Origin of the sequence: Photobacterium marinum (assembly GCF_000331515.1) — a bacterium.
Classification (GTDB): domain Bacteria; phylum Pseudomonadota; class Gammaproteobacteria; order Enterobacterales; family Vibrionaceae; genus Photobacterium; species Photobacterium marinum.
Genome location: NZ_AMZO01000038.1, coordinates 19105 through 43815, shown reverse-complemented (window position 1 = coordinate 43815; position 24711 = coordinate 19105). Strand labels below are relative to the sequence as shown.

At 43.8% G+C, this 24711-nt stretch carries 22 protein-coding genes; 8 read left to right on the top strand and 14 right to left on the bottom strand.

The genetic code is table 11. From position 1 onward, the window contains the following. Positions 1-14: 14 nt before the first annotated feature. A complete protein-coding gene (locus C942_RS21770) occupies positions 15-1571 on the bottom strand; it encodes a BCCT family transporter (protein WP_051035887.1) in 1557 nt (518 codons plus the stop codon). Between the two features lie 358 nt (positions 1572-1929). On the opposite strand from C942_RS21770, the gene C942_RS21765 reads away from it, so the two are divergent. After that, entirely contained in the window at positions 1930-2634 is a 705-nt protein-coding gene (locus tag C942_RS21765; protein WP_007470405.1) for a phosphatase PAP2 family protein, read from the top strand. A 25-nt stretch (positions 2635-2659) separates the two neighbouring features. Here C942_RS21765 and C942_RS21760 read toward each other — a convergent pair whose 3' ends face one another. The 8 genes from C942_RS21760 to C942_RS21725 form a co-directional block, all read right to left on the bottom strand. Then, a complete protein-coding gene (locus C942_RS21760) occupies positions 2660-2974 on the bottom strand; it encodes a hypothetical protein (protein ID WP_036801449.1) in 315 nt (104 codons plus the stop codon). Between the two features lie 3 nt (positions 2975-2977). Further along, entirely contained in the window at positions 2978-3757 is a 780-nt protein-coding gene (locus C942_RS21755) for a hypothetical protein (RefSeq protein ID WP_007470401.1), read from the bottom strand. A gap of 21 nt (positions 3758-3778) precedes the next feature. Beyond that, a complete protein-coding gene (locus C942_RS21750) occupies positions 3779-4336 on the bottom strand; it encodes a hypothetical protein (RefSeq protein ID WP_051035886.1) in 558 nt (185 codons plus the stop codon). A 312-nt stretch (positions 4337-4648) separates the two neighbouring features. Beyond that, complete coding sequence (locus C942_RS21745; RefSeq protein WP_007470398.1) at positions 4649-5482, bottom strand: CsgG/HfaB family protein; 834 nt, start codon at positions 5480-5482, stop codon at positions 4649-4651. Positions 5483-5495: 13 nt separating this feature from the next. Then, positions 5496-5897 carry a curli assembly protein CsgF gene (locus C942_RS21740; protein ID WP_007470396.1) on the bottom strand — a complete coding sequence of 134 codons (402 nt, stop codon included), beginning with the start codon at positions 5895-5897 and terminating at the stop codon, positions 5496-5498. A gap of 11 nt (positions 5898-5908) precedes the next feature. Further along, positions 5909-6358, bottom strand: coding sequence for a CsgE family curli-type amyloid fiber assembly protein (locus C942_RS21735; RefSeq protein WP_036801439.1), 450 nt, complete (start codon positions 6356-6358; stop codon positions 5909-5911). Continuing rightward, the gene (locus C942_RS21730) at positions 6355-7020 is read right to left on the bottom strand and encodes a LuxR C-terminal-related transcriptional regulator (protein WP_083882390.1); all 666 of its coding nucleotides are present in this window, start codon (positions 7018-7020) and stop codon (positions 6355-6357) included. Before C942_RS21730 ends, C942_RS21735 begins: the two co-directional genes overlap by 4 nt. A gap of 340 nt (positions 7021-7360) precedes the next feature. Then, positions 7361-7717: a helix-turn-helix domain-containing protein gene (locus C942_RS21725; protein WP_007470389.1), complete on the bottom strand. Its 357-nt coding sequence runs from the start codon at positions 7715-7717 to the stop codon at positions 7361-7363. A 291-nt stretch (positions 7718-8008) separates the two neighbouring features. Here C942_RS21725 and C942_RS21720 point away from each other — a divergent pair, with 291 nt between their 5' ends. Together C942_RS21720 and C942_RS21715 are read left to right on the top strand one after the other, a co-directional pair. Beyond that, entirely contained in the window at positions 8009-8404 is a 396-nt protein-coding gene (locus C942_RS21720; RefSeq protein ID WP_036801438.1) for a hypothetical protein, read from the top strand. 113 nt (positions 8405-8517) lie between these two features. Continuing rightward, a complete protein-coding gene (locus C942_RS21715) occupies positions 8518-8961 on the top strand; it encodes a DUF411 domain-containing protein (RefSeq protein ID WP_007470386.1) in 444 nt (147 codons plus the stop codon). A gap of 80 nt (positions 8962-9041) precedes the next feature. Here C942_RS21715 and C942_RS21710 read toward each other — a convergent pair whose 3' ends face one another. Further along, on the bottom strand, positions 9042-10019 hold the full coding sequence (locus tag C942_RS21710; protein WP_036801437.1) for a hypothetical protein: 978 nt from the start codon (positions 10017-10019) through the stop codon (positions 9042-9044). A 173-nt stretch (positions 10020-10192) separates the two neighbouring features. On the opposite strand from C942_RS21710, the gene C942_RS21705 reads away from it, so the two are divergent. Next, the gene (locus tag C942_RS21705) at positions 10193-10888 is read left to right on the top strand and encodes a DUF2786 domain-containing protein (protein WP_007470381.1); all 696 of its coding nucleotides are present in this window, start codon (positions 10193-10195) and stop codon (positions 10886-10888) included. A 261-nt stretch (positions 10889-11149) separates the two neighbouring features. Next, positions 11150-12454, top strand: coding sequence for an inosine/guanosine kinase (locus tag C942_RS21700; RefSeq protein WP_007470379.1), 1305 nt, complete (start codon positions 11150-11152; stop codon positions 12452-12454). A 165-nt stretch (positions 12455-12619) separates the two neighbouring features. On the opposite strand, the gene hrpA is transcribed toward C942_RS21700, so the two are convergent. Then, positions 12620-16501 carry an ATP-dependent RNA helicase HrpA gene (hrpA, locus tag C942_RS21695; RefSeq protein ID WP_408633483.1) on the bottom strand — a complete coding sequence of 1294 codons (3882 nt, stop codon included), beginning with the start codon at positions 16499-16501 and terminating at the stop codon, positions 12620-12622. A gap of 246 nt (positions 16502-16747) precedes the next feature. Between hrpA and C942_RS21690 the strand changes: the two genes are divergently transcribed. Next, entirely contained in the window at positions 16748-17203 is a 456-nt protein-coding gene (locus tag C942_RS21690; protein WP_007470376.1) for a tellurite resistance TerB family protein, read from the top strand. An 82-nt stretch (positions 17204-17285) separates the two neighbouring features. Here the strand turns inward: C942_RS21690 and C942_RS21685 are convergent, their stop codons facing one another. Continuing rightward, on the bottom strand, positions 17286-19664 hold the full coding sequence (locus C942_RS21685) for a DEAD/DEAH box helicase (protein ID WP_007470373.1): 2379 nt from the start codon (positions 19662-19664) through the stop codon (positions 17286-17288). Between the two features lie 422 nt (positions 19665-20086). On the opposite strand from C942_RS21685, the gene C942_RS21680 reads away from it, so the two are divergent. Beyond that, a complete protein-coding gene (locus tag C942_RS21680) occupies positions 20087-20371 on the top strand; it encodes a hypothetical protein (RefSeq protein WP_007470370.1) in 285 nt (94 codons plus the stop codon). Positions 20372-20542: 171 nt separating this feature from the next. On the opposite strand, the gene C942_RS21675 is transcribed toward C942_RS21680, so the two are convergent. After that, positions 20543-21001 carry a hypothetical protein gene (locus tag C942_RS21675; protein WP_007470368.1) on the bottom strand — a complete coding sequence of 153 codons (459 nt, stop codon included), beginning with the start codon at positions 20999-21001 and terminating at the stop codon, positions 20543-20545. An 11-nt stretch (positions 21002-21012) separates the two neighbouring features. After that, positions 21013-22371, bottom strand: coding sequence for an MBL fold metallo-hydrolase (locus C942_RS21670; protein ID WP_007470365.1), 1359 nt, complete (start codon positions 22369-22371; stop codon positions 21013-21015). A gap of 442 nt (positions 22372-22813) precedes the next feature. On the opposite strand from C942_RS21670, the gene C942_RS21665 reads away from it, so the two are divergent. After that, positions 22814-24502 (top strand): NAD-dependent malic enzyme, encoded by a 1689-nt coding sequence (locus C942_RS21665; protein WP_036801436.1) that lies wholly within the window; start codon positions 22814-22816, stop codon positions 24500-24502. Positions 24503-24711: the final 209 nt, after the last annotated feature.

Genomic DNA, 24711 nt, shown 5'->3' with positions numbered 1-24711 from the left:
AGAAGTAATCCGGCTCAGTAATTAGAGTTCACGACCTGCGGTTCTTCCCAAGTCTGCTGATTTTTCTGTTGATTCATTCGCAGAACGGCCATCGGTCCAGTTATCAGTGTCGCTGCAACAAGCAAAGATACCGGCACTGCTGTAATCACAATGAATGACTGCAATGCGTTTAGGCCACCATCACCGGCCACCAACAACACTGCGGCCACACATCCCATCACAATCGCCCAGAACAGTCGCTGATACTTACTTGGCTCACTGTCACCGGATACAACCATAGAAATGGCATAGGCCATTGAGTCACCGGTTGTAACAACAAAGGTCGTTGTTAATACCAGAAACGCCGGTACTAATACACTGCTGAAAGGCAGTTGCGACAATGACGCCAGTAACACAGCAGGCAAACCTGCCGCTTCAAGTGGTCCGGAGATACTTCCCGGCATTTGAAGCTCAAAAAAGATACCTGTGCCGCCAAGTACGGTAAACCAGAAGTTTGTCACGATCGGCGCACCAATTGCGACAGTAATGATTAACTCGCGAATGGTACGTCCTTCTGAAATTCGTGCGATGAAAATGGCCATCATCGGAGCAAAGCCAATAAACCATCCCCAGAAGAACCAAGTCCACCACGCGTTCCACGCCGGCGCTGATGTATTCAGGCTCATTGTTGGCAATTGATGCAGGTATTCTCCGAATGCTGCGCCAAATTGCTCGAAAATAAATTGTGTCGGTCCAAAAACCAACATCGCCATCAACAAGGCAAATGCACCGATAACGTTAACACGACTCAACCACTGAAGGCCTTTATCCATGCCGGAGAAAGCCGACATTGCATAAGCTGCCACAACAGCAGCAAGAATCGCCAACTGGTTATTAACGCTATTCTCTAGCCCGACAACAGATTCAAGGCTGTAACCCAACTGTGATGCAAGAAATCCGATTGGCCCAATAGTACCAGCAGCTACCGCAATCACAGAGCAAGTATCGACAACAGAACCAAACCAATGATTTTCAAGCTTGGTGCCAAGTAATGGGTAAAGCAGCGCTCGTGGACGCAACTTAACACCGGCTTGGTAATGCGCATACATCAGCACAATTGTCGCTAGCGTACCAAGCACAGACCAGGCCAGAAAGCCCCAGTGCAAAAAGCTCTGACTCAGCGCAGGCGTAACTGCGTCAACTGTTGAGCCAGTCGCCAGTGGAAAACTTGGTGGCGGTGTTATGAAATGGTAGATAGGCTCAGCTGCAGACCAGAAAACCCCGCCCCCTGCCAACAGAGTACACATAATCATCGCAAGCCAGCGAAAAGTACCGATGGTTGGTTTTGGCTGAGCTCCCATTCGGATTTTTCCGTACCGGGATACCGCAATGATGAGAGCAAGAGCGAAATTTACCACCATCAGCCATTGCCAGAAGGCGCCGAACTGTGCAGTGACAAAGGAGAACATTGACTGAATGACACTCGATACAAGCGACAAGTCAATGAGCGAGGAAAGGAGGAATAAACTAATAAACCCAATCGTTAGAGTTGGAACTAATTTATCACCAACCTTATGTGTAGAACTGTGCATAATATTCTCACTATTAATGTGAGGGGCAGCACATTAGCAGCTTAGAGCCTATATAACCAGCAAAAAATGATTTTATTCCCCAAAAAAAAACTTTGATTTATCTCAAAAAACGTGAGCCAAAGCAGTGCCTGACACATTACGAACGGGAAATTATGCGTGATGTTAACGAGTTAAGAGTATCGTTAAATAGTTAGAGCACGAAATAATTAGCCATCACTAATGACTCTACTGTTTTCATGCCAATGTGCAAAAAATCAACAAGCACACAGCAAATCCATGTGAAATGACATTAATTTCACATGAACATCTCTAGGCTCTGTTAGAATTCATTCTCATATTTCTTCTTTCAAAGTTCAAAATGCTAACTTCCTCATTCATAACAAAAAAAATACCGGGATTTATTGCGCTGTTGATTTATGCCACCACCATGTCAGGCATTCTGATGTTCTTCTCAAAACCGACACTGATCGGCGAAGTCAGTGATGTGACAGGAGCTGTTTTTTCTCTGCTGACAGGCTCTGCCGGTAACCCTGGTTTTCTGGTCACTGTGGCAATACTCTCTCTTATCCCATTTCTATTGAAATTACCGAGAAAAAAAGTATTCATACTGATTACTCAATTTGCTGTTTTGCTGGTTTTAAGTTTCGCCGCCAAAACGGCATTAAAGCAGTTCACCGAAGTCCCCCGCCCGTACTCTTATCAGTTACAAAGCCTGGGCATTGTTGAATCAGCAACAGGCTTCTACCAATTGACTAACGCAGAGAAAGATGCAGCAATTGAGGCAGCAACGAACAGTGTCAGTTATTGGCGGACATCACACTGGCAGGGAGAAACTAACTACTCCTTCCCTTCTGGCCATACGATTTTTGCAGCAATTTGTGTCGTTTTCTGGGGCGGTTTCTTCTGTCGCAGAAAAAACTTCATTCCGGCAGGAATCCTTATTCTTTGGGCAATTGGTGTTGGCGTAAGTCGAATCTGGCTGGGAATGCATTGGCCAACCGATGTGCTTGGCTCTATTGGTTGCGCCGCAGTACTGTATTGTTTGCTGCCCGAGAGGGAATAAAAAAGGCTAAAACACAAAACGCTTCTTACGAAGCGTTTTTTTCTGCTATGAAACAGTTATTGTCTATAACAAACGTACTGGATACAGTACTGCTCAGTTCAACTGGAAAATCAGACTTGCTAAATGACAAGGAACTAACTGAATTTCCGCTCGAACCTGAAGATACTCTGTTGTTTGATCCAGTCACAACATTAAGCTTCACATGATGGCTTGTGTTATTGGCGATAACTAATTTGATTGTATCGCCTTTAACGTCACAGCCAATATTCAGGGGATTGAAATTTGCTGCATTCACCAGGAATGCAGCAAACAGTAAAGCAATTGTGGTTATCAATTTCATATCTTAGTTCTGAGTAACACCTACGTAGTTACCTGATGAATAATCTGAGATATGAACAAGAGAGTACTGTGCATAACCATACTGGCTAACGTATACAGTGTTATAGTCAGAGTAATTAGTAATATCAACATCTGAATAATGGTAGTCACCATCTTGTGAAACACCTACATAGTTATAATCTGAATCGTAATTGATATCGACTGCAGAAACATTGTAAGAACCATATTGACTAACATAAACCCCATTATAATCAGAACCACCAGAAATCAGTACGTCTGAGTCATTTGAATACCCATATTGATAAACATCTACATAGTTGCCGTTTGAGTTATAATCAATTGTTACATCTGAATCGTTATAGTAGCCATCTTGATAAACATAGACACTGTTATATCCTGAATAGTTGTCAATAATCACATCTGAACTATTATATGAACCATACTGAGCAACACCGACGTAATTATCATCTGAGTTATGTTTGATCTCTACGTTAGAGTAATTGCCATATCCACCTTGATAAATATATACATCGTTATAATCAGAGCCACCCTTGATTTTCACATATGAACTATTGTAATCACCACCCTGATCAACATCTACATAGTTATAATCAGAGTCATACGCGATCTTCACTTTTGAAAAATTATCATCGCCATACTGATCAACATAAACATCATTATAATCAGAGTCATATTTAATTTTAACAATTGACTCGTTATCATATGATGCCACTGCAGAGGCAGATGCTAATGCTGCTGAAATTAATAGAGCTAGATTTTTCATTGTATTTTCCTTAAAGTAAATTTACCGGATGGTGATACCTTTGTTCATCCCATTAATGATCACATGAGTTTGACCACCATTCTGGGTTATATCAGTTTTAAAATATTGAACATTACTTTTTTGTACAATCAGAGCTTTATTATCATCATTATATTGTGTTATCTGTCCTTGATTACCATCTCCTTTTTGTAAAATGGCGGCTTCATTATCATTTCCATATTGCTTAATTAACCCGGCATTACCTGAGCCATATTCAGTGATATGTGCGGTATTCCGATTTCCATATTGGTTTATATAAGCGATATTCCCACTGCCATATTGTGCAATATAGGCATCATTGTTCTCGCCTTTTTGCAAAACTTTAGCTGAGTTACCATATCCTTGATTATAATCATCCTGGATAATATCAACCCTGCCATTATATGCATTATTCAATTCAACTGACGCATAGTTATCATAACCATACTGAAGTTCAGAAAGATGACTCAACTCATTTAACGCAAGATCACTAGCTTGCGCATTACAACAAATAAAAGTAACTGTTGAGACGCAAATTTGTGCAATAGTTATTTTTTTCATTTCCTACAGGTCAAATATATTCAACTTGTGATTATATTATTACCCATCTGTTAATTTAATCCGTAAACTGGTGTATGAATCTGACAATTAAATCCTAGTAAAAACAAACGAATCATAAGTTAATTCACCTATAAAAAAGTACTACTCCCCTCTCATTAATAATAATTTAATGTTAAATAAACACATATAATCAACAACTTAAATTAGAACCCTGAGTTTTTCACACCCTCTCATTATCAACATAACCATGATAAAAAAATGACATAAAAAAACCCTCTAAAAGAGGGTTTAGTTTTAACCATTCATCTGGTGTTAAATAATCGGTTTTGATCTATTCATATATTCTTGGATTATTGGATGCTGTAGATCCTCTCCACGTAATGGCTCCCATAAACCAGTCTTTATACCGTCAACAATGACATGAACAACTGCTGCATCAATAGCAGACATAACAGCCAGGTTAACAGGCTCATTTGTCGTGTAACCAAGTTCGGCTTCTAACAGATCCTTATAATCAACAAATTTAAATACGCCTGTCTGAAGTTCTTTCGATAAAATCGTTTTACTTGTTGTAACACTTAATAATATTCTACCAGTTCGAACATCGACAGCTCTGATATTAACTGTTACCTGATCCGTTCGGTACTGCCCAGAAGCCCCCACACCTAGGTACCTGGCTCCAGCGCCTCCCGTCTGAATATTTGTGTCATACGCAACAATACCTCCTTCTACCATGATATTTGCAGAAGCCAGTGAGGGTAAATGGACACCATGATTAGTTGGTATCTCATCTTTTTTCTGTGCAGCTCTTATTATCTTCCTTTCTGTTAACAAATTTTGTAAGCCTTCCCGTTCTAATGGCATAAACCACCGTGAATCGAGTAAAGCTGTTGTTAACAAAGCGGCTCCCCCCTGCGGAACAGCTGTGGAAAAGTTACTATTGGGCTGCGGCTTATATTGCCCAGTTTGATCTCGAAAATCATAAACAGAAACATAAACCTTTCCTTTCGGTAACGGTAAAGAAACCAAATCCTGATAGGCCGTCCCTCTGGCCATTAATGTAGGTTCTTTACTTGTCTCTGGTATATCCATTGACGTTGAACAACCAGATAAAAAGAGCAAGCATCCCCAAGCTAAAGCTTTCATCAAAAATATCTCCTTATAAATCAGGCACCAGCCCGCTTACCTGTATCGTTGATGATTCGCCAGTTAATTTATCCGTAATCTGAATAGTCAGGCTGCCATTGTCATCCAGTACATTAAGCAAAAAATCATCTGTCGCTAACTGTCCTGTATTACCTTCTCCGACATCTGATAACAATTGACTTATCAACCTTGACTCTAAACTTGCGGCTAGTCGCTCCAGATCTGTTTGTTCCGTTAATAAATCATCCTGTGGTGCTTTATGATCATTTATAGCATTGGCAATACCCAATAAATGATTACTATTTAATGGATTACCACCAAAACTCGGATTAATTGGTGTATATACCAATTCTGTTGCTGACACACTGGCTGAAACCAGAATTGAGCCAGCAATTATGCGTCCATACCGTTTCATCTTAAATCCTCTCAGATTTCATCATAATCCACATCGAAGGTATCTTTTAAGTATCGCTCAAGCCGCCATTTCACCATGTAAGATCCTACAGCTTTAACAGCATCATTTGCTTTAGACTCTATCTGCTGTATACCTGGTGAAAGAGCTGTTCGATAAATAATAGTCTGCCGATGAAATATCGTAATAATACTTCCAGAAAGAGCTGTTGCTCTTTCTTTTACAGTTAAATTCTCTTCTAGGTCTTCATATTTATCATTCAGCAATTGCGAAAACACTGAATAAAACTCTCCGCCAAAACGAGTCATTGTTCGATCAATAACGACACCACTAATTTCATTTAAGTCGTCAAGGGATTTGCCATTTTCTAACGGCGGTCCGTTTTCTAAAGGCTTTTGTTCTCCCGCATTAATTCCGGTAGAAACTAAAATGACTGAACACAGGCCAACCTTGAATATATTCATAACGGCAAGCTATTAGTTTGATTGTTTTTCGCCCACATAAATGCTTGCATTCGATTCTTAACATTTATTTTTTTGAATACATTATATAGGTGTGTTTTTACTGTGTTTTCACTAACAAATAAGCTTTCTGCTATCTCGTTATTAGAAGCTCCCATAACAAGTAACTGAAGAATCTCTTTTTCACGTGTAGTTAATTTAACTGTAGGTTGCACTGTTAGTGAATTACTCTTTCTGTATAGAGCAATTATTTCCTGTGTCAGGGGGCGACTTAACCATAACTCCCCACTAATTATTTTTTGCATTCCTTTGGAAACAACATCAAGTCCATCACCAACATAAAAAAGTCCAACTATATTTGGCCACTTTGATACCATTGCAGCATCAAAAGATATCGGTGTATTAATCATTACCTGATAGGAAGTTATATGATTATCAACAACATATTTAACGAATGAATCCAGCGATTTGTCATCTATATGCGAATAATCCATGATAAATAGCACAGGCTGTTTACTGCCGAATTTTAATTGTTCTAAACCGTCAATTGTGACATTTTTGATCGTGATGCCGACTGATTTTTCTAGAAACCCTCTAAAAAATGATGATTGCAAGCTGGAGTCACAGATGAATATCAATTCATTACATTTTATTCCACTCATCATATTCCCTTGTTATTTAATATCTTATTACTAAGACTTTATTAAAGGTAGATGATAATGTCAGGACATCAAGACAAAATTCTCAGCCTGTTGACTAATGACATTATGTTACTGAAAGATAAGGATTATTGCGGGTCTTAGTATTAAGACAATAGTGACTTTTTACTCGAATGAGATTTAATAAAATTTTAACAATGGTTTTAATAAAAAAATACTACCTTAGTAAAATTTTATGAAAAACAAAAGCCTTGCTAATTTGCAAGGCTTTTATATTTGAACTTGTGGAAAATTCGGCTGATTCATATAAACCAGATACAAGCCCAGTTGCTTATATGACTCACTCTTAGTGAGTTTGAACACTATGCTCATACTCAACAATAATCTGATTGCCACTATATCGTACATTTTTTATGTTGCCGTCTACGATATAGGTATTCGTCAATATCACTGAGTTAGGTAAAGAGCCACCAATCTGCTCCCTGAGCGAAGGTAGTGTCAATAGCGGGTCAACGCCAATGAGGTTACAAAGTTTATTGACAAAGCTATGCTCAAGAGGAACCTGCCCTCGTAAGATGTCAGAAAAAGCCAACTGACTCAAACCCAGCTTTTTAGCCATCTCAATCTGAGTAATACGCATTTTTGCTTTGTAGCTCATCCACGTATCGTGTAAAACCTGACGGTCTTGTTCTGTATATTGCATACCCAAATACCTTAACGCCATCTTGATTGTTCATTGAGATTAAACCCCAGAACTCTCAGCAAAATGTCAGAAATATGTAAGGTATAGGCTCCCTCTAAACCGGACTGTCATTTTTTTGTCAAGCATGTAATGTTTTTTATGCAGAGTTAATTGAAATTCAAGGCATTAACTCTTTTGTCTCTTTTTTAGGCATTCGCTTACCTTTTTATGATTTTATGACAAAAGCTATTGCCTGAAATTACGAGGATCTATAATCTGTTTTATCAGAAACTCTCACCTATCAGGTCATCAATGCTCTTACAGCGCATCATTGCTAAATTTGTCATGCTCGCAATGCTGTTTACAGTGACAATGTCATCTGTAGGTGCTGTATCTGTAGAAGCCAACTCACATCCCTCTCACTGCCTGACCTACTCTCATAAAGTCAGTGAAAACCACTGTTGTCACAATAACAATAATCACTATTCATCAGACTGTAGTACCTCTGATTCTGCTATAAAAGCCATGAATCACAGCGATCACTGTTGTGATAATTCAGACTGCCACAACATAAGTAGTGTTCCTTTTGCCATCCTTAGTGATAACAACACTTTATTGACTCCGTCTTCTACTCCGCTATTCACTGAACCTGACGGTGAGCAATACCACTTCCATGAATTGATCCTTCGACCACCGATGTCTGCGTGAGTGATTTTGACCGCTGCTCTGGGTCAACCTGTATAAAGCAACTCATTGCGCAGCATCAAAGTCACGACTGAAAATATTGTTATTCAATCAGTTACTAGACAAAGGGTCGAAAAATGAAATTCAAAACTCTCATTGCACTATCTCTGCTGGCATCCAGCTCTTTCGCTATGGCTAACACCATCAAGGGCGTTAACTACCTTTCTCCTTACTGCGGCTGCTGTAAAGAGTGGGTAAAGCATATGGAAGAGAACGGCTTTGAGCTTGAACAGGCTTATGAAAAGAACATGACGCCAATCAAAATAAAGCTCGGGATCCGACCTGAATATGCTTCCTGCCATACAGCCCAAATTCAAGGCTATACCTTTGAGGGCCATATCCCGGCAGAAGATATCAAGCGTTTTCTGGAAGCTAAGCCGAAACGCATGATCGGCCTTGCTGTTGCCGGCATGCCAATGGGATCACCTGGAATGGATTACAACGAAACAAAACATCCGTATGAAGTGCTGGCTTTTGACGAAAATGGCAAAACGATGGTTTGGGCTCGTCATAACCAGTAGAGACAAAACTAATACAGATAAAACCAAGGAGGCTGCGAAGTAATATCAACTTCGCAGCCCGCATTAATCTTTTATAAATATTAAATTTTCGAACCGGCTAATCGTCCAAACAAAGCGCGATTCGGATCTTCATTTTCAGCCCAGTCAGGTTCAGTCTCCCGTTTCTCCAAATAGATTTGCACACCATTAAAGTAGGTAAATGCTGCTATTTCTGAGTCCTTGCTGAAATGCTCGAAAAACGCCTCTTCCTGCTCAGCCAGCTGGTTTAATGTCGAAATCCCCTGCTTCAAAATCCATTGAATCGCATGAGCAGAAACCATGGTTCGATACAGGATCAGCTCCTTAATTTCACCAATTCCAACATCAATTCCTTTCTCATTAACCTGTTGGCTTATAGAAAGCGCTTCCTCTTCAGCCAGCATTGCCTTCAGGCTGCCAATACTGGCTTCCCTGTCTTCTGCCGAGTAGCCATAAGTGCTTTTTGCAAAACGTATCGCATATGTCAGCCTATTCCGGCCAACCAACTCTACGACCTCTTCAAGATAAGGTTGCGGAATATTATAAGCCTTCGCTAATTGCTCAACAGCCTGTACCAGGCTGGTATAAGTAATCCCATTATATTCGACATGGAAACTGGTACTCATTCCGGTTACTGGCAAACCATCAATAGTTAACGGCCACCCAGTGTAATTCACCCGCGCCTTGGCAATCTCGAACATCTTCCAGCCACTTTCACGAAACCCTTCAAGGGCCTTGCCTTCAAACTCAGATTGTTCCAGTTCTTCTTTGGTCCAGTTCACCCCAATCTGAAGATGCTTTTCATATTTTTTATGAAGCTTTTCCTTCACCTTATCACGCAGCAAGTCCAGCCCACTTGCTTTTATTGAGTGACAAAAGGAATAGCATTCTTGGCAGCATGGCACCATAACTGGCAACTCCTGATGCTCATAATTCGGGGACGGCATGAAGGAATAAGACTCAAAATAGGGTTCACCACAAAACCAGCAGGTATGGCGAAACTCATAAGGAACATCGATGGATTGGTAAGAAGTTGTCATATCGGCACTATTATGTCGGAAACCACTTACCAATTATGCGTTTGAAGATCAGCTTTCACAAGTTTGACCGTATTTTCAAAGAGGCCAAAACACGCAAGATCAGGCTGCGAAATTTGTACTTAATGGCATAAAAAGCTAAAATACGCGACCATTTTGTGAATGAGTGTGATTGAATGTCTGAACAGAAGCGAAAGGCGCTTAAGAAGATTGCAAAATGCCTTGAACTGGGCAACTCAGCGAACGTCAATGAAGCCGCTCAAGCGATTAAGATGGCCCACCGCCTGATGCTCAAATATGGTCTGGAAAAAGATGATATTGAATTCATTCAGATGGGCAAAACCAAGGCATCGACTCTGTTACCGACTGATATCAGTCAGCAGATCCTCAAAATCATTCGTGGCATTAACCGCCGTTTTGGTGTTGAGTGTGTTCTGACTAATTACAAAGGGCTGAAGCAAGCCGAATTTATCGGCACCGCTGAACGCGCTATTTTTGCCGCCTTTGCTTTTGACGTTGTTTACCGCGAAATGAACCAGCAAACTGGCCAGTTCCGTAACAGCTTTCAGGGCACTGGTACCAGTAACTCTGAAGTGACCCGCCGTGTCAATTCATTCCTTGCGGGCTGGATTGAAGGCGCGCTGGAAAAGCTGCCAGAGCTTACTACCGATGATGATCATGACAAACGCATGACGAATTACATCGACCGTGAGTTTAAGAACGTTGATCGCGAAACCTTCAAAAAACAGCTTCAGGAAGCAATGAAGGCGATGACCGACGACTATGAAAGAGGCATGAAGAAAGGTCGCTCAATTAATGTAAACCGCCCTGTTGGCGGAACAAGAGCCCATGAGCCTAAATTACTGAGCTAAACTTCCTCCCAAATTAAAGAACGATACTCTGTAAGCTTAAATATACAGCTGCCACCATACGCAGCTGCATTTATAATTGAGTGATTATTCCTCAATTATTCAGGCACTTATGCTCACAAAGTAATATTGGCTAGCTTTAATTTGTTTAAAAAAAAGCCAAAAAAACCGTTTTCGTCACCAAACCGCAATAAAGTGGGATGTAAATCCCATTTTTGTGATATGATGAAACAAAATTCCCTAAAAAACCGATAGCTTTCACACATGAAATTCCCTGGTCAGCGTAAGTCAAAGCATTACTTTCCAGTTGATGCCCGCGATCCATTAGTTGCTCAAATCCAGCAAGAAAATCCGCTATCTCGAACACACCTTGTTGGTGTTGGTCAAACTATCGTCGACATCGAAGCTCGAGTTGATGATGACTTCCTGCAACGCCATTCTCTGAGTAAAGGTCATTCTCTAGTACTTGACGAAGACAAAGCAGAACTGCTTTATCAGGAACTAAAGGAACGCAACCTGATCAGCCACGAATACCCTGGTGATACCATTGGTAATACTCTTCATAACTACTCTGTACTGGCAGACGATAAATCGATTCTGCTGGGCGTAATGAGTAAAGACCTGAAGATCGGCTCCTACGCGTACCGTTACCTTTGCAATACTTCTTGCCGTATGGATCTGGACTACCTTCAGCCTGTTGATGGTCCAATTGGCCGCTGCTACACCCTGATCACTGAAGATGGTGAACGTACTTTCGCTATCAACGAAGGTGAAATGAACCAGCTAACCCCGGAGCATATTCCGGAAAAAGCATTCAAAAACGCATCCGCACTGGTTCTTTCTTCTTACCTTGTCCGCGGCAAACCTGGCGCACCGATGAAAGAGTCGGCGCTTAAAGCCATTGAGTTCGCAAAAAAACATAACGTTCCTGTTGTTCTGACTTTGGGTACTAAGTACGTTATTGAAGACAAACAAGAATGGTGGATTGAGTTTCTGAAAGAACACGTAACTTGTGTTGCGATGAACGAAGAAGAAGCTGAAGCACTGACTGGTGAAAAAGATCCGCTGATTGCTGCTGATAAAGCACTTGATTGGGTTGACCTGGTTCTTTGTACTGCTGGCCCTGTTGGCCTGTATATGGCAGGTTACACTGACGATCACCTGAAACGTGAATCTACCCTACCGCTGCTGCCTGGTCGTATTGCTGAATTTAACAAGTACGAATTCAGCCGTCCGATGGCTAAAGCCGACTGTGAGAACCCAATCCGCGTTTACTCACACATCGCGCCATACCTGGGTGGTCCGGTAGAAATTAAGAACACTAACGGTGCTGGTGATGCAGCTCTGTCTGCGCTTCTGCATGACATGTCTGCTAACTGCTATCACAAAGTTAATGTGCCGAATTCTGCCAAGCACGTTGCTAAGTTCCTGACTTACTCATCTTTCTCTCAGATCTGTCAGTACTCGAACCGCGTTAGCTACCAGGTACTGACTCAGCATGCGCCTCGCTTGTCCCGTGGCCTGCCTGAGCGTGAAGACTGTCTGGAAGAAGCATACTGGGAACGTTAATCCCCACAGTTTCTGATTTGAAAAACGGAGCATCGCGCTCCGTTTTTTATACCTTAAGCGAGCGCAACAGAGGAATATGACTAGTGCTGACCCCTCCCGCTCTCTGGACGTAAAAAAGCCGAAGCTGATGCTTCGGCTTTCATTATTTCATCGAACTAAACTAAATCAGCACTCGTTGATAGCATTGCGAACACGCTTGTCCGATACCGGATATGGCGTACCCAACTGCTGAGCAAAATAGCTTACACGCAGCTCTTCAATCATCCAGCGGATATCTCTCACCTTCTTAGGAACAGGCTGGCCTTTCGGAATCTTGTTCAGCAACTCTTTATAATCCGAAACCACAGACTCAATCTTCAAGATGTGCATGCGGTCTTTGTTTGGATCAATCGGCAGTTTCTCCATTCGGCGCTCAATCGCCTTCATGTAACGAAGAATATCCGGCAGCTTGCGCCAGCCGCATTCTGTGGCAAAACCTTTGAAGATCAAACCTTCAATCTGAGCTTTGATATCAGAAAGAGCAAATGCCATTGTCAAATCAACGCGGCCTTTCAGGCGTTTGTTGATGTTGAATGCTGTCGTCAGGATCTCTTCAACCTGTTTAGCAATATCAACAACCGTATCACCCAACTCGGCGCGAACATGCTCTTTCAGCGCGTCAAAGGCTTCCGCCTCCCATACCAAGCCACCCTTCTCTTCGATCAACTTGTCGACACCACAGGCAATACAGTCATCAATCAGATCCATCACCCGACCGTAAGGGTTGAAGTAAAGGCCCAGCTTCGACTTGTTCGGCAGATTGGTGTGCAAATATTTTATCGGTGACGGTACATTCAGAAGAACCAGACGACGCTGGCCCTGCTGCATTGCAGTATGCTGCTCTTCTTCTGTTTCAAACAGCTTAATGCCTACCGAGTCTTTGTTATCAACAATCGCCGGATAGGCTTTCACTTCAAAGCCGCCACGCTTTTGCTGGTAACGCTCAGGTAGCTTACCGAAACTCCAGGTTTTCAGACCATCCTGCTCGATATCATCATCTGCAACTTTAGACAGCGTTTCCTGAACCTTCTCTTTCAGTCCATCTTTCAGGCTGTAAAGATCCTTGCTCTCACGAAGCTTGCGATTACGGTGATCCACAACGCGGAAGGTAATTTTGAGGTGTTCAGGAACCTGTTCCAGATTCCAGTCTTCACGAAGAACGGTAACACCTGAAATACGCTTAAGCTCTTTCTCCAGAGAATCCAGCAGAGGCATTGCCATCACTTCAGTACGCGCCATAAAGGCATCAGCATAGTTCGGCGCCGGCACAAAATTGCGACGTACCGGTTTAGGCAGTGATTTAATCAGAGCCACAACCAGTTCATGTCGAAGACCCGGGATCTGCCAGTCGAAGCCATCAGGTTCAACCTGGTTAAGGATCGGCAGCGGAATATGAACTGTTACACCGTCACTGTCTTCTCCCGGCTCAAACTGATAACTCAGCTTAAGCTTCAGGTTACCCTGATGCCAAAAGTTCGGGTAATCCAAATCGGTAACATGGCTGGCATCGCCTTTAAGCAGCATTTCACGCTCAAAGTTCAGTAGATCCGCGTTTTCACGAGATGCTTTCTTCCACCAGGTATCGAAGTGACGACCGGAAACTACGGTGTGTTCAATTCGCTGATCGTAAAAATCAAACAACGCATCGTCATCAATCAGAATATCTCGACGACGGGACTTATGCTCCAGCTCTTCAACTTCACGCAACAGCTTACGGTTCTGATGATAGAACTTGTGCTTAGTATCCCAGTCACCTTCCACCAGCGCAGAACGAATAAAGATTTCACGGGAAACTACTGCATCAATCTTGCCGTAATTGACTTTACGCTTAGCAATAACCGGAATTCCGTACAGAGTCACTCTTTCAAATGCGGCAACAGAAGCCTGCTTCTTCTCCCAATGCGGTTCGCTGTAGCTGCGCTTCATCAAGTGCTCGGCCAAAGGCTCTACCCACTCAGGCTGAATTTTGGCAGCAATGCGACCCCATAGTCTGGAGGTTTCCACCAGCTCGGCAACCATTACCCACTTCGGCTGCTTCTTGAAAATGCCAGACCCCGGGAAGATATTGAATCGGGCATTGCGTGCGCCCTGATATTCGTTCTTCTCCTGATCTTTCAGGCCGATGTGTGACAGCATGCCGGAAAGCAATGCCGTGTGAATACCCTGATAGCTTGCTTCCTGCTCATTAACACGCAGATCAAGTTCACGCACAACCTGATGAACCTGAAAGTAGATATCCTGCCATTCACGAATGCGCAGGTAGTTCAGGTATTCTTTCTTACACAGCTTGCGGAACTGGTTGCCCGACATCGCTTTTTGCTGCTCCTGAACATAGTCCCAGAGGTTCACAAAAGTAATAAAGTCAGATTCTTTGTCGTAAAAGCGACGGTGCTTTTCATCCGATGCCTGTTGTTTTTCCATCGGACGCTCGCGCGGATCCTGGATAGACAAGGCACTCGCGATAATCATTACGTCACGTAGCGCACCCTGCTTCGGCGCTTCCAGCACCATACGGGCCAAACGCGGATCAATCGGCAGACGAGCCAACTGGCGGCCAACAGCAGTCAGGCGTTTACGCGGATCTTTCGCTTTCGAATTAATCGCACCCAGCTCTTCCAGCAGACGGACACCGTCCTGAATATTACGGTTATCCGGCGCTTCCACGAACGGGAATGCCTGGATATCACCCAGCCCGATCGCTGTCATCTGCAAAATTACAGATGCCAGGTTGGTACGCAGAATTTCCGGATCAGTAAATTCAGGACGAGACAGGAAGTCTTCTTCCGAATACAGACGGATACAGATACCTTCCTGAACACGACCACATCGACCTTTACGCTGGTTAGCACTCGCCTGTGAAATGCGTTCGATAGGCAGTCGCTGTACTTTAGTACGGTAACTGTATCGACTGATACGCGCCGTACCCGGGTCAATAACATACTTGATGCCAGGAACAGTCAGCGAGGTTTCCGCCACGTTCGTCGACAGAACAATACGGCGACCGCTATGTGACTGGAATACCCGGTTCTGCTCACCGGCAGACAAACGCGCATACAGCGGCAGAATTTCCGTGTCGCGAAGATTACGTTTTTCCAGCGCATCGGCGGTATCACGGATTTCACGTTCACCGTTCATGAAGATCAGGATGTCACCCAAACCTTCATCGCACAGCTCATCAACCGCTTCAAAAATCGCCTGTAGCTGATCACGATCAGGATCGTCGCCATCTTCATTAACCGGACGGTAGCGTACTTCAACCGGATAGGTTCGACCGGAAACTTCAATAATTGGCGCATTTCTGAAATGTTTCGAGAAACGTTCCGGGTCGATAGTTGCTGAGGTAATGATCACTTTCAGATCAGGACGCTTCGGCAACAACTCGCGCAGATAGCCAAGGATAAAGTCGATGTTCAGGCTGCGTTCGTGAGCCTCATCGATAATGATGGTGTCGTACTGATTCAGGTAGCGATCGCTCTGAATTTCAGCCAACAGAATACCGTCGGTCATCAGTTTGACCTGACTGCGATCCGATACCTTGTCGTTAAAACGAACCTTATAACCGACGTAAGAGCCAAGTTCACATTGCAGCTCTTCGGCAATTCGGCTGGCTACCGAGCGGGCAGCCAGACGACGTGGCTGAGTATGGCCGATCATACCGGTAGTACCCAGGCCCAGTTCCATACAGATTTTAGGTAGCTGGGTTGTCTTACCTGAACCGGTTTCACCGGCAACAATCACAACCTGGTTGTTTTTAATCGCTTCAGCGATATCGTCTTTTTTCTGACTTACCGGCAACTGTTCCGGATAAGTGATTTTCGGTCGCTGCGTTGCACGCAACTGGACTGTTTGCATGGACTTAGCAATGTCCATTGCAATTTCATCGAAAACGGCATGCTTAGCCTTTTCGTTCTTAATCTTTGCCGCACCTTGCACACGCTTGTGCAAACGAAAACGATCGCGAATCATGCAATCTTTAATCGCGGCTTTTAACGTTTTCTCGTTATTCAAAACGTCTGACTGAGGAGTATTCAACTGAGTCAAAGGAATTCCTGATATTTCAGCTTGGTATTAAGTAAAACTTGCGGGATTCTATCACATTTCTGACAAGGTTGACGCTATCTTGCGCGTTAAGGTTTACGGAACTGAACGGTATTATCTGCAGTCTCAATAATGTGGATTATCAACACCGCTCTTGAATTTAGCGTGTCGGAACCACAAATCAGAATAAAGACGTTGTATTACAAGAGGCATCACATGTTCAGACAATTACGTACCCTGTTTCGCCAACTAATGAACGAAGGCACTGACGGAGGTGCGGTCGATACCCCATCAATGAATCTTGCCATGGCCTCCCTGCTCTGCGAAGTTTCTAACGCCGACCACGAGATTGACCCACGCGAAGAAGCAGCCAAAGTGCACCTGCTGGTTAATCTGCTGCAAATTAGTGAACAACAAGCTTCGGATTTACTAAAGCAGGCCCACATCCACAGTAAAGAATCTGTGTCGCTGTATGAATTCACAACAAAGCTGCGTTCACTGATGCCAGAACAGCGCTATCAACTTATTGAGGCAATGTGGCAAGTCGCTTATGCGGACGGCGTGATAGATCCACTGGAAGAAGCCGTTATCCGCCAAGTTTCCGAACTGATTTATGTCGACCACTCAGAGTTCATTCGTGCCAAGCTTTCAGCTCAGCAACTAAATCATTAAGCACATACTGACAAATAATCAACAAACCTTAATCGCACAAGCAAAAAGAAAAAACCACCGCTGCTGGCGGTGGTTCAAACAATCAACGAACATCTATCGTCCGGCTTGCTTTACGGTATTGCACCTTCCACCCTTGCCAACAGGGCAGTTCCCAACGTTTAGGATCCTGCTTACGGTTACCTGAAGCATGAACAGCAACCACCAGTTTACGGGCGATATGGTACTCAATCTTCATGGTTAAATCTGTAAGCACCACCTGATACGGAAATTGCTGGTCAAAATCTTCCCGCTCCCATGTCGGTATACCGTCAAACTCAAAATCATCAATGGTAAAGAGTTCTAGATCTTCAGCAGACTCCACACCTAAGGCATCCAGTTGCTCAGCAACCCACACCGTAGCATCAACCGGCTCATCAGCTCGGGTACATACATCCGTCTGATAGCGGCCAAGCGCAAGATACAGGTTCCATTGGTGAACATCAGCAGTAATTTTCTCTGCCAGCCCTTCCAGTACTGCGCCTTCCATGATCATAGTCACCAGCGCCTGACGCCCCGCTTCTCCCTCTGGTTGCTGCCAGCGAGTCTGAATAACCCGTCCAGCATAAACCCGCTGAACTTCAACCTGACAGCCCTCTTCATTCACTTGGCTATCACCGATTTGGTCTTCACCCATTTCCAGTGAAAGCATTTGCTCAAAAGAGATCGGAGACATACAGGTTGCCAGAGTCAGGTTTTGTTTTACGCCTTTACCCGGAAGCGAGAACTGATCAAACACAATAGCCGCCTCTGCATCATCAGCAAAACGGCTGTCACGGCCAATACTAACTTCACAATAACCGTTACCCAGAGCCTGCCTGCGCCTTTCGCGACGAACAAACACCAGCTCAGGCATCGCTTTCATAACTGCCTGCAACCATGGTTCTCGTTTAACAGATGTAGCCACTTCGAGTTTAGGTAACTCCAAGGCTTCGCGGATCTGATCTGCAAGCTGGCGAGCTTCCTTGAGTACATTTATATCCACATTGAGGAATTCCGGTGTCGGTTCTCGCAGCAGTTTAATCAAGGTCATGACATCACAAGCCACAGGCTGCCACTTTGCCAGTTGCTCTCGCTTTTCTTCACCCGACGGCAATTGCCATATCTTCTGTGGCGTACTCAGCGCTGCCGAGAGATCAACCATAGCTTCGCGACAGGCCTTATCTGGCATAACAGTAATCAGGTGTGCAAACAAGGTATCAATAGGCAACGGATACAGACGCTTACCATGTTCTGTTACCTGACCATTGCCATCTATAGCCGCCATTTGCTTCAGCTTCTCTTTTGCCTGCTCAACCGTCTGTGATGGCAACGCATCAATAAACTCAAGCTCTTCAAACTGATATCCACAGCAGGCAGCAGCCAGCATAGGCTCCACCAGCTCTTCACGGTGCAACTCTGGCGGCGTTAACAACTCCAATGGTGCAGCCTTGCCATATAAGCGAATACAGCTACCTTCACTGACTCGACCAGCCCGCCCTTTTCGCTGCTCAGCACTAGCTCGGGATATAGCATGAAGACCAAGCACAGTTCGGCCATTGCGCTGGTGAGTACGACGTTCTAAACCTGTATCAACAATCAAGGTCACACCGGGAATAGTCAGCGAGGTTTCCGCCACATTGGTAGCCAGAATAATTCGCTGTTTATCACTTTCCGTCAGCGCCCTTCGCCTTTCATTATCAGTCACGGATGCATGAAGAGGAATCACATCGATCAATCCCAACGTGATTTGCTCATCAAACAGTTGCTTGAGCTGAGACTGGCATTGCGCAATTTCTTTACGCCCAGGCAGGAATATAAGAATATCTTCATGCTGCTGATAGTTGTCTGCAATAACCTGACGGACCTTGTTTTCAATTCCGCGGATATCCGGCATATTGCGACTGTCACTGGCAACATGTACAACTTCAACATTGAAATTTCGCCCTTCAGCCTGCAGACGATGAGCACCAAGATAGTCGGCGAGGCGCAGCCCGTCCATTGTTGCAGACGTTGCCACCAGCCGATGTTTATTCAGCTTTTTCAGCAGCGCCAGTAACAGATCCGTATCCCAACGGCGTTCATGAAATTCGTCAATGATAACGGTATCAAAAGATGTCAGTTGATCTTCACTCAGCCAACGCAGAGCAACACCCGGGGTGACAAATACAATCCGGCTGTTTTCTTCAAAATGATTATCAAAGCGGATGGAATAACCTACCCCATGCCCCAATTTCTCACCAGACAGCTCGGCAACATATTCAGCCAGTGACGTACACGCGACCCGACGAGGCTCGATAACTAGTACCCTTCCCTTTTCAGCTGCCCATACAGGTAATCGGATCGATTTACCCGACCCGGTTTCTGCTTCGACAACCAAATGCTGACTTTCAAGGAGAGAAAAGAAAGTATCTTTTAACGAATCAATCGGTAACGTGTGTGACATGAACAACTTCTGCGGAAAATCCAATTAATCCCTTATTTTGTCAGCAATTAAGGTGAAAGTCATTGAGGACGTGGGGCTGTTCACAATGAGGTTACAAAAGTTCAATCCAGACAACATTCCCATTCATACCCACTTGCATTTGTATTACATATATCGAATAGTAAGAAATAGCTCGTGTTTCATGTTGGCATATAGAGTTGATGATTAAACATCGGAGGTTTAATTGAATTTAAAGTCGGCCATCGCGATAACCACCATTTTAGTATTCGGACATATGCTCAGCCCTGCTTCTTTATTAAAAACACAACAAACTCTAAATAAAGAGTATGTGGAACAAAAGTTCACTATTAAATAAACCACTCTGACACAAACAATCGGCGACAATTCATTAGTTTTATCATATTTAAAATGAAAGGCGTTATATGACCAAGAAGTATCAATTTTTCTCTATTCCGGGCACTCACAGAAAAGAATTTACTTACCTAGATATGTCCTCTGATACATTCCTGATTGAAAAGAAAGCCCTACTGGCTCAAGGTTTTATAGTTGAAGACGATGTAATTTACGCTGAAAACGCCACTGAGGCTGTTAAGAAATTTGATTCAAACTATCTGTATGCGCTAGAGCAGTATAACTTGGCAACTAACCCTTTCTATACCTTGCTACTATTCTTCCAATGGTTGAATAGCAGAATCAGAAAAAACTAATCGAGTTAACAGAACACTCCCAATGTGTAATTCCACTATTTCTCTTCTATTTTACAAAAAGATCTCATCCCAATATCAAACTACCGCAGAACAACCTCAAATTGCTCTGCGGTATTTTCTCTGACGACATTCATCTTGTAACAACGTCAAACTAAAATGCTTGCAAGGCGGTTACATATCCTGCAATCGGTTGGCGCCGTGCACCATTCTCATTGCTTCGTGTTTTTCCAACTCGGTAAGTTCAGCAAGTAGCTCTTTACTAGATTCCGGTTCTGCTCTGTCACTCAGGTATTTATAGAGTTCAATGACCTGAGAGTGAAGATGGGTCACTTCAGAAATAATGTCATCCGGTTCTAATTCTGAGAACGGACAATCTGTCAGTTTATGGCGGATTATCGGGTGCTGATCAAAATATTCATAGCACCAGGTGTTGAGTACATTTTCGCTGGCACCTCTCTCGAAACCTTCAATCACCTTCACCAGTTTATCTTCATGTTCAGCAAGGTATTTCAACAACAACTTCACTCGTTCACTATCACTCTGTTCAACACAGCTCTCCATGCAGTTTGCCAGGCACTTATGAAATTCTTCTGTCCAATGAAGGACATCTTTTAATGTTTCCACTTGCATACTCAATTACCTCATATCGTCAGAATACTTTGATAACCAGCAATTTCGACATCAAAATCGGTATTTCGCCGCAGATGGTCACGCATTCCCTCTAAAGCATCAGGGTCGCCATGAATCAGCTGGATTGGCGTTCCCTTCCGCAAATCAGATTGCTTCAGCCATTGCTCTATCTCCAGGTAATCACCATGACCCGATACTCCGTGCATTACTTCAATCCGAGCCCGATTCAAGACCCATTTGCCATGGATTTTTACCATATCAGCACCTTCAATCAATTTAGCTCCGCGAGTACCTCCGGCCTGATAGCCGGTCAGGAGCAAGGTCGTTCTATGGTCTGATAGCAGGTGTTTTATGTGATGCAAAATCCGGCCTCCTGTCACCATTCCGCTTCCAGCAATGATGATGTGGGGATAACGCATTTCTGCCAACGCTTTCGACTCTTCAACACTGCGTGTATAAATTGCCGCATTACACATAGCATAGCACTGTGAATGAGTTAGCCTGTGTTCAGACGAGTAACGGGTGTAAATATCCGAGACATTAATCGCCATAGGACTGTCAAGATAAGTGGGAATTCGGGGAATTCGTCCGTCTGCCATCAATACAGATAACATGTGCATGAGAGCCTGAGAACGACCGACAGCAAAACACGGAATTAATAACACTCCGCCCTTCTGCGCGGTTTCATTGACGATGTCAGCAAGCTGCTGCAACGGATCAAATTTCTTATGCCTGCGATTTCCATATGTGGATTCCAATAGCAACAAATCAAGCTCAGGCAGCGGATCCGGCGGCTGCATCATAATATCGTCTGGCCGACCGACATCTCCGGAAAAGCCAATTTTTTTTCCTTCTGCTTCGATGATAATACTGGCAGCTCCCAGGATATGTCCGGCATTTTGAAAACAGACTTTAATATCGCCAACAGAAAAGAGCTCACCGTAATCGACCGTCCGAAACAACTCCATAGATTGCTCCGCGGTATAGCGGTCATACAAAGGTTCCGGCTTTTCATGCTTGCTTATCTTATGCTTTGAATAAAAACGCGCATCCTCTTCCTGTAAATTACCGCTATCGGCCAGCAAAATACTGCACAACTCTTTGGTCGCAACATGTGTATAGACAGGTCCGCGATAGCCTTTTTTGTATATGACAGGGATATAACCGGAGTGATCAAGGTGAGCATGAGTTAATAACACAGCGTCTAACTGTTCAATATCAATCCAAACCAACGGCTGCCAGTTACGACGTCTGAGCCATTTATAGCCCTGGTATAAACCGCAATCAATCAACACTTTGGTTGTTTGGGTTTCAACCAGAAACTTTGAGCCGGTAACAGTTTCACAACCACCTAAAAATACTATTTTCATGTATTTCTCTGTACAGATTTATAAGAGTTATACCTACATAGTAGTTAACTATGGCGCATAAGCTCTGGTTGCGATATGGTGTGCTGAGACCAACCCGTTTCATAGCCATGTTTGAATACTCAAATTACTTCGAAATTGTTTAATAGCCCTCTAAACCAAGCATAAAAAAGCCACAAAAAGCACAAAACTTTTAGTAGTTACAAAAGCTACAAAAGGTACAAAAAGCGAATAAATACTCAAGCTTTCAATTTATGCGAAACATTGATTTTACGCTTGCGCCACAATAGTGGGAAAAATCCCCACCTGGTCAGATAAGGCGATCACTTTATTGAAAAATATTCGCATCTCCCTTTGAAATAAACCGATTATAGGAATAGGATTACGGCCAAGATGAAATGCCGATTTCATTAATAACTACCGAACCATAACCAGAGTCTATTCCATGAAAAACGATAAAAGACCTCTATATATCCCCTACGCTGGCCCAGCGTTACTTGAAACACCCCTGCTAAACAAAGGTAGTGCATTCTCTGTCGAAGAACGTATGTTCTTTAACCTGGAAGGTCTGCTTCCTGAAGCGATTGAAACAATCGAGGAACAGGCTGAACGTGCTTATCAGCAGTACATGAAGTTTGACAACGACATGGACAAGCACATCTACCTGCGTAACATCCAAGATACGAACGAGACTCTGTTCTATCGACTGGTAGAAAATCATATTTCTGAAATGATGCCTATCATCTACACTCCGACTGTAGGTGCGGCATGTGAAAACTTCTCTAATATCTACCGTCGTGGCCGTGGCCTGTTTATCTCTTACCCGAACCGCGACCGCATTGAAGAGATGCTGAACAACGCTTCACGTCACAACGTTAAAGTTATCGTTGTAACTGATGGTGAGCGTATTCTTGGTCTTGGTGACCAGGGTATCGGCGGTATGGGTATTCCAATCGGTAAGCTTGCTCTGTACACCGCATGTGGTGGTATCAGCCCGGCTTACACACTTCCTGTCGTTCTGGATGTGGGTACAAACAACCCTCAACGTCTGTCTGACCCAATGTACATGGGCTGGCGTCATCCTCGTATCACAGGTCAGGAATACGACAACTTCGTTGACGAATTCATTCAGGCTGTTAAGCGCCGTTGGCCTGATGCACTGATCCAGTTCGAAGATTTCGCTCAGAAAAACGCAATGCCACTGCTTGAGCGTTACAAAGACGAAGTATGTTGCTTCAACGATGACATCCAGGGCACTGCTGCAGTAACAGTTGGTTCTCTGCTGGCAGCATGTAAAGCAGCAGGCAGCAAGCTTTCTCAGCAACGCGTAACCTTCCTGGGTGCTGGCTCTGCTGGTTGTGGTATCGCAGAGGCAATCATCGCTCAGATGGTTTCTGAAGGTATCTCTGAGAAACAGGCTCGCAGCCAGGTATTCATGGTTGACCGTTGGGGTCTGCTGGTTGACGACATGCCAAACCTGATCAACTTCCAGAAGAAGCTTGTTCAGCCTCGCTCTAAGATCAACAAGTGGAAAACAGCTGACAACAACATCTCTCTTCTGGATGTAATGCAGCACGCTAAACCGACTATCCTGATCGGTGTATCTGGCGTACCAGGTCTGTTCAGCGAAGATGTGATCCGTGAAATGCACAAGCACTGTGAACGTCCGATCATCTTCCCGCTGTCTAACCCGACAAGCCGTGTTGAAGCAACGCCTGCTGACCTGATCCGCTGGACTGACGGTAACGCACTGGTTGCAACAGGTTCTCCGTTCGAACCAGTTGTACACAACGGTAAGACTTACCCGATTGCTCAATGTAACAACAGCTACATCTTCCCTGGTATCGGCCTGGGTGTACTAGCTGTAGGTGCAAACCGTGTAACTAATGAAATGCTGATGGAAAGTAGCCGTGCACTGGCTGAATGCTCTCCACTGGCAATCAATGGTGAAGGTGCCCTTCTGCCACCTCTGGAAGATATCCAGAAAGTTTCTCGCCGCATCGCTATTGCCGTTGCGAAGAAAGCTGTTGAGCAAGGCAAAGCACCAGCTAGCACAGATGAGCGTATCCAAGAGAAAATTGATGCGAACTTCTGGAAGTCTGAGTACCGCCGTTACAAGCGCACATCTTTCTAATCCAGAATACTCTGTTATAAAGCCCGCACAATGCGGGCTTTTTTTATGTCTATTAGGTAAACACTTCGATGATTCGCTTTTATCTTAAGCGACTAATCTGCCAGGTGAAGATTTGACATGCTTTTTGCATAACATTATCAATGTATTAGGGTATTATACTTGTAACAAACCACAGCATTACCCTGCCTGGCGACTGACTTTGGCTATGT

Excerpts from the sequence above, each read along its gene's own strand:
- C942_RS21770 (WP_051035887.1), bottom strand. The coding sequence starts at position 1,571 with ATGCACAGTTCTACACATAAGGTTGGTGATAAATTAGTTCCAACTCTA.
- C942_RS21765 (WP_007470405.1), top strand. The coding sequence starts at position 1,930 with ATGCTAACTTCCTCATTCATAACAAAAAAAATACCGGGATTTATTGCG.
- C942_RS21760 (WP_036801449.1), bottom strand. The coding sequence starts at position 2,974 with ATGAAATTGATAACCACAATTGCTTTACTGTTTGCTGCATTCCTGGTG.
- C942_RS21755 (WP_007470401.1), bottom strand. The coding sequence starts at position 3,757 with ATGAAAAATCTAGCTCTATTAATTTCAGCAGCATTAGCATCTGCCTCT.
- C942_RS21750 (WP_051035886.1), bottom strand. The coding sequence starts at position 4,336 with ATGAAAAAAATAACTATTGCACAAATTTGCGTCTCAACAGTTACTTTT.
- C942_RS21745 (WP_007470398.1), bottom strand. The coding sequence starts at position 5,482 with ATGAAAGCTTTAGCTTGGGGATGCTTGCTCTTTTTATCTGGTTGTTCA.
- C942_RS21740 (WP_007470396.1), bottom strand. The coding sequence starts at position 5,897 with ATGAAACGGTATGGACGCATAATTGCTGGCTCAATTCTGGTTTCAGCC.
- C942_RS21735 (WP_036801439.1), bottom strand. The coding sequence starts at position 6,358 with ATGAATATATTCAAGGTTGGCCTGTGTTCAGTCATTTTAGTTTCTACC.
- C942_RS21730 (WP_083882390.1), bottom strand. The coding sequence starts at position 7,020 with ATGATGAGTGGAATAAAATGTAATGAATTGATATTCATCTGTGACTCC.
- C942_RS21725 (WP_007470389.1), bottom strand. The coding sequence starts at position 7,717 with ATGCAATATACAGAACAAGACCGTCAGGTTTTACACGATACGTGGATG.
- C942_RS21720 (WP_036801438.1), top strand. The coding sequence starts at position 8,009 with ATGCTCTTACAGCGCATCATTGCTAAATTTGTCATGCTCGCAATGCTG.
- C942_RS21715 (WP_007470386.1), top strand. The coding sequence starts at position 8,518 with ATGAAATTCAAAACTCTCATTGCACTATCTCTGCTGGCATCCAGCTCT.
- C942_RS21710 (WP_036801437.1), bottom strand. The coding sequence starts at position 10,019 with ATGACAACTTCTTACCAATCCATCGATGTTCCTTATGAGTTTCGCCAT.
- C942_RS21705 (WP_007470381.1), top strand. The coding sequence starts at position 10,193 with ATGTCTGAACAGAAGCGAAAGGCGCTTAAGAAGATTGCAAAATGCCTT.
- C942_RS21700 (WP_007470379.1), top strand. The coding sequence starts at position 11,150 with ATGAAATTCCCTGGTCAGCGTAAGTCAAAGCATTACTTTCCAGTTGAT.
- C942_RS21690 (WP_007470376.1), top strand. The coding sequence starts at position 16,748 with ATGTTCAGACAATTACGTACCCTGTTTCGCCAACTAATGAACGAAGGC.
- C942_RS21685 (WP_007470373.1), bottom strand. The coding sequence starts at position 19,664 with ATGTCACACACGTTACCGATTGATTCGTTAAAAGATACTTTCTTTTCT.
- C942_RS21680 (WP_007470370.1), top strand. The coding sequence starts at position 20,087 with ATGACCAAGAAGTATCAATTTTTCTCTATTCCGGGCACTCACAGAAAA.
- C942_RS21675 (WP_007470368.1), bottom strand. The coding sequence starts at position 21,001 with ATGCAAGTGGAAACATTAAAAGATGTCCTTCATTGGACAGAAGAATTT.
- C942_RS21670 (WP_007470365.1), bottom strand. The coding sequence starts at position 22,371 with ATGAAAATAGTATTTTTAGGTGGTTGTGAAACTGTTACCGGCTCAAAG.
- C942_RS21665 (WP_036801436.1), top strand. The coding sequence starts at position 22,814 with ATGAAAAACGATAAAAGACCTCTATATATCCCCTACGCTGGCCCAGCG.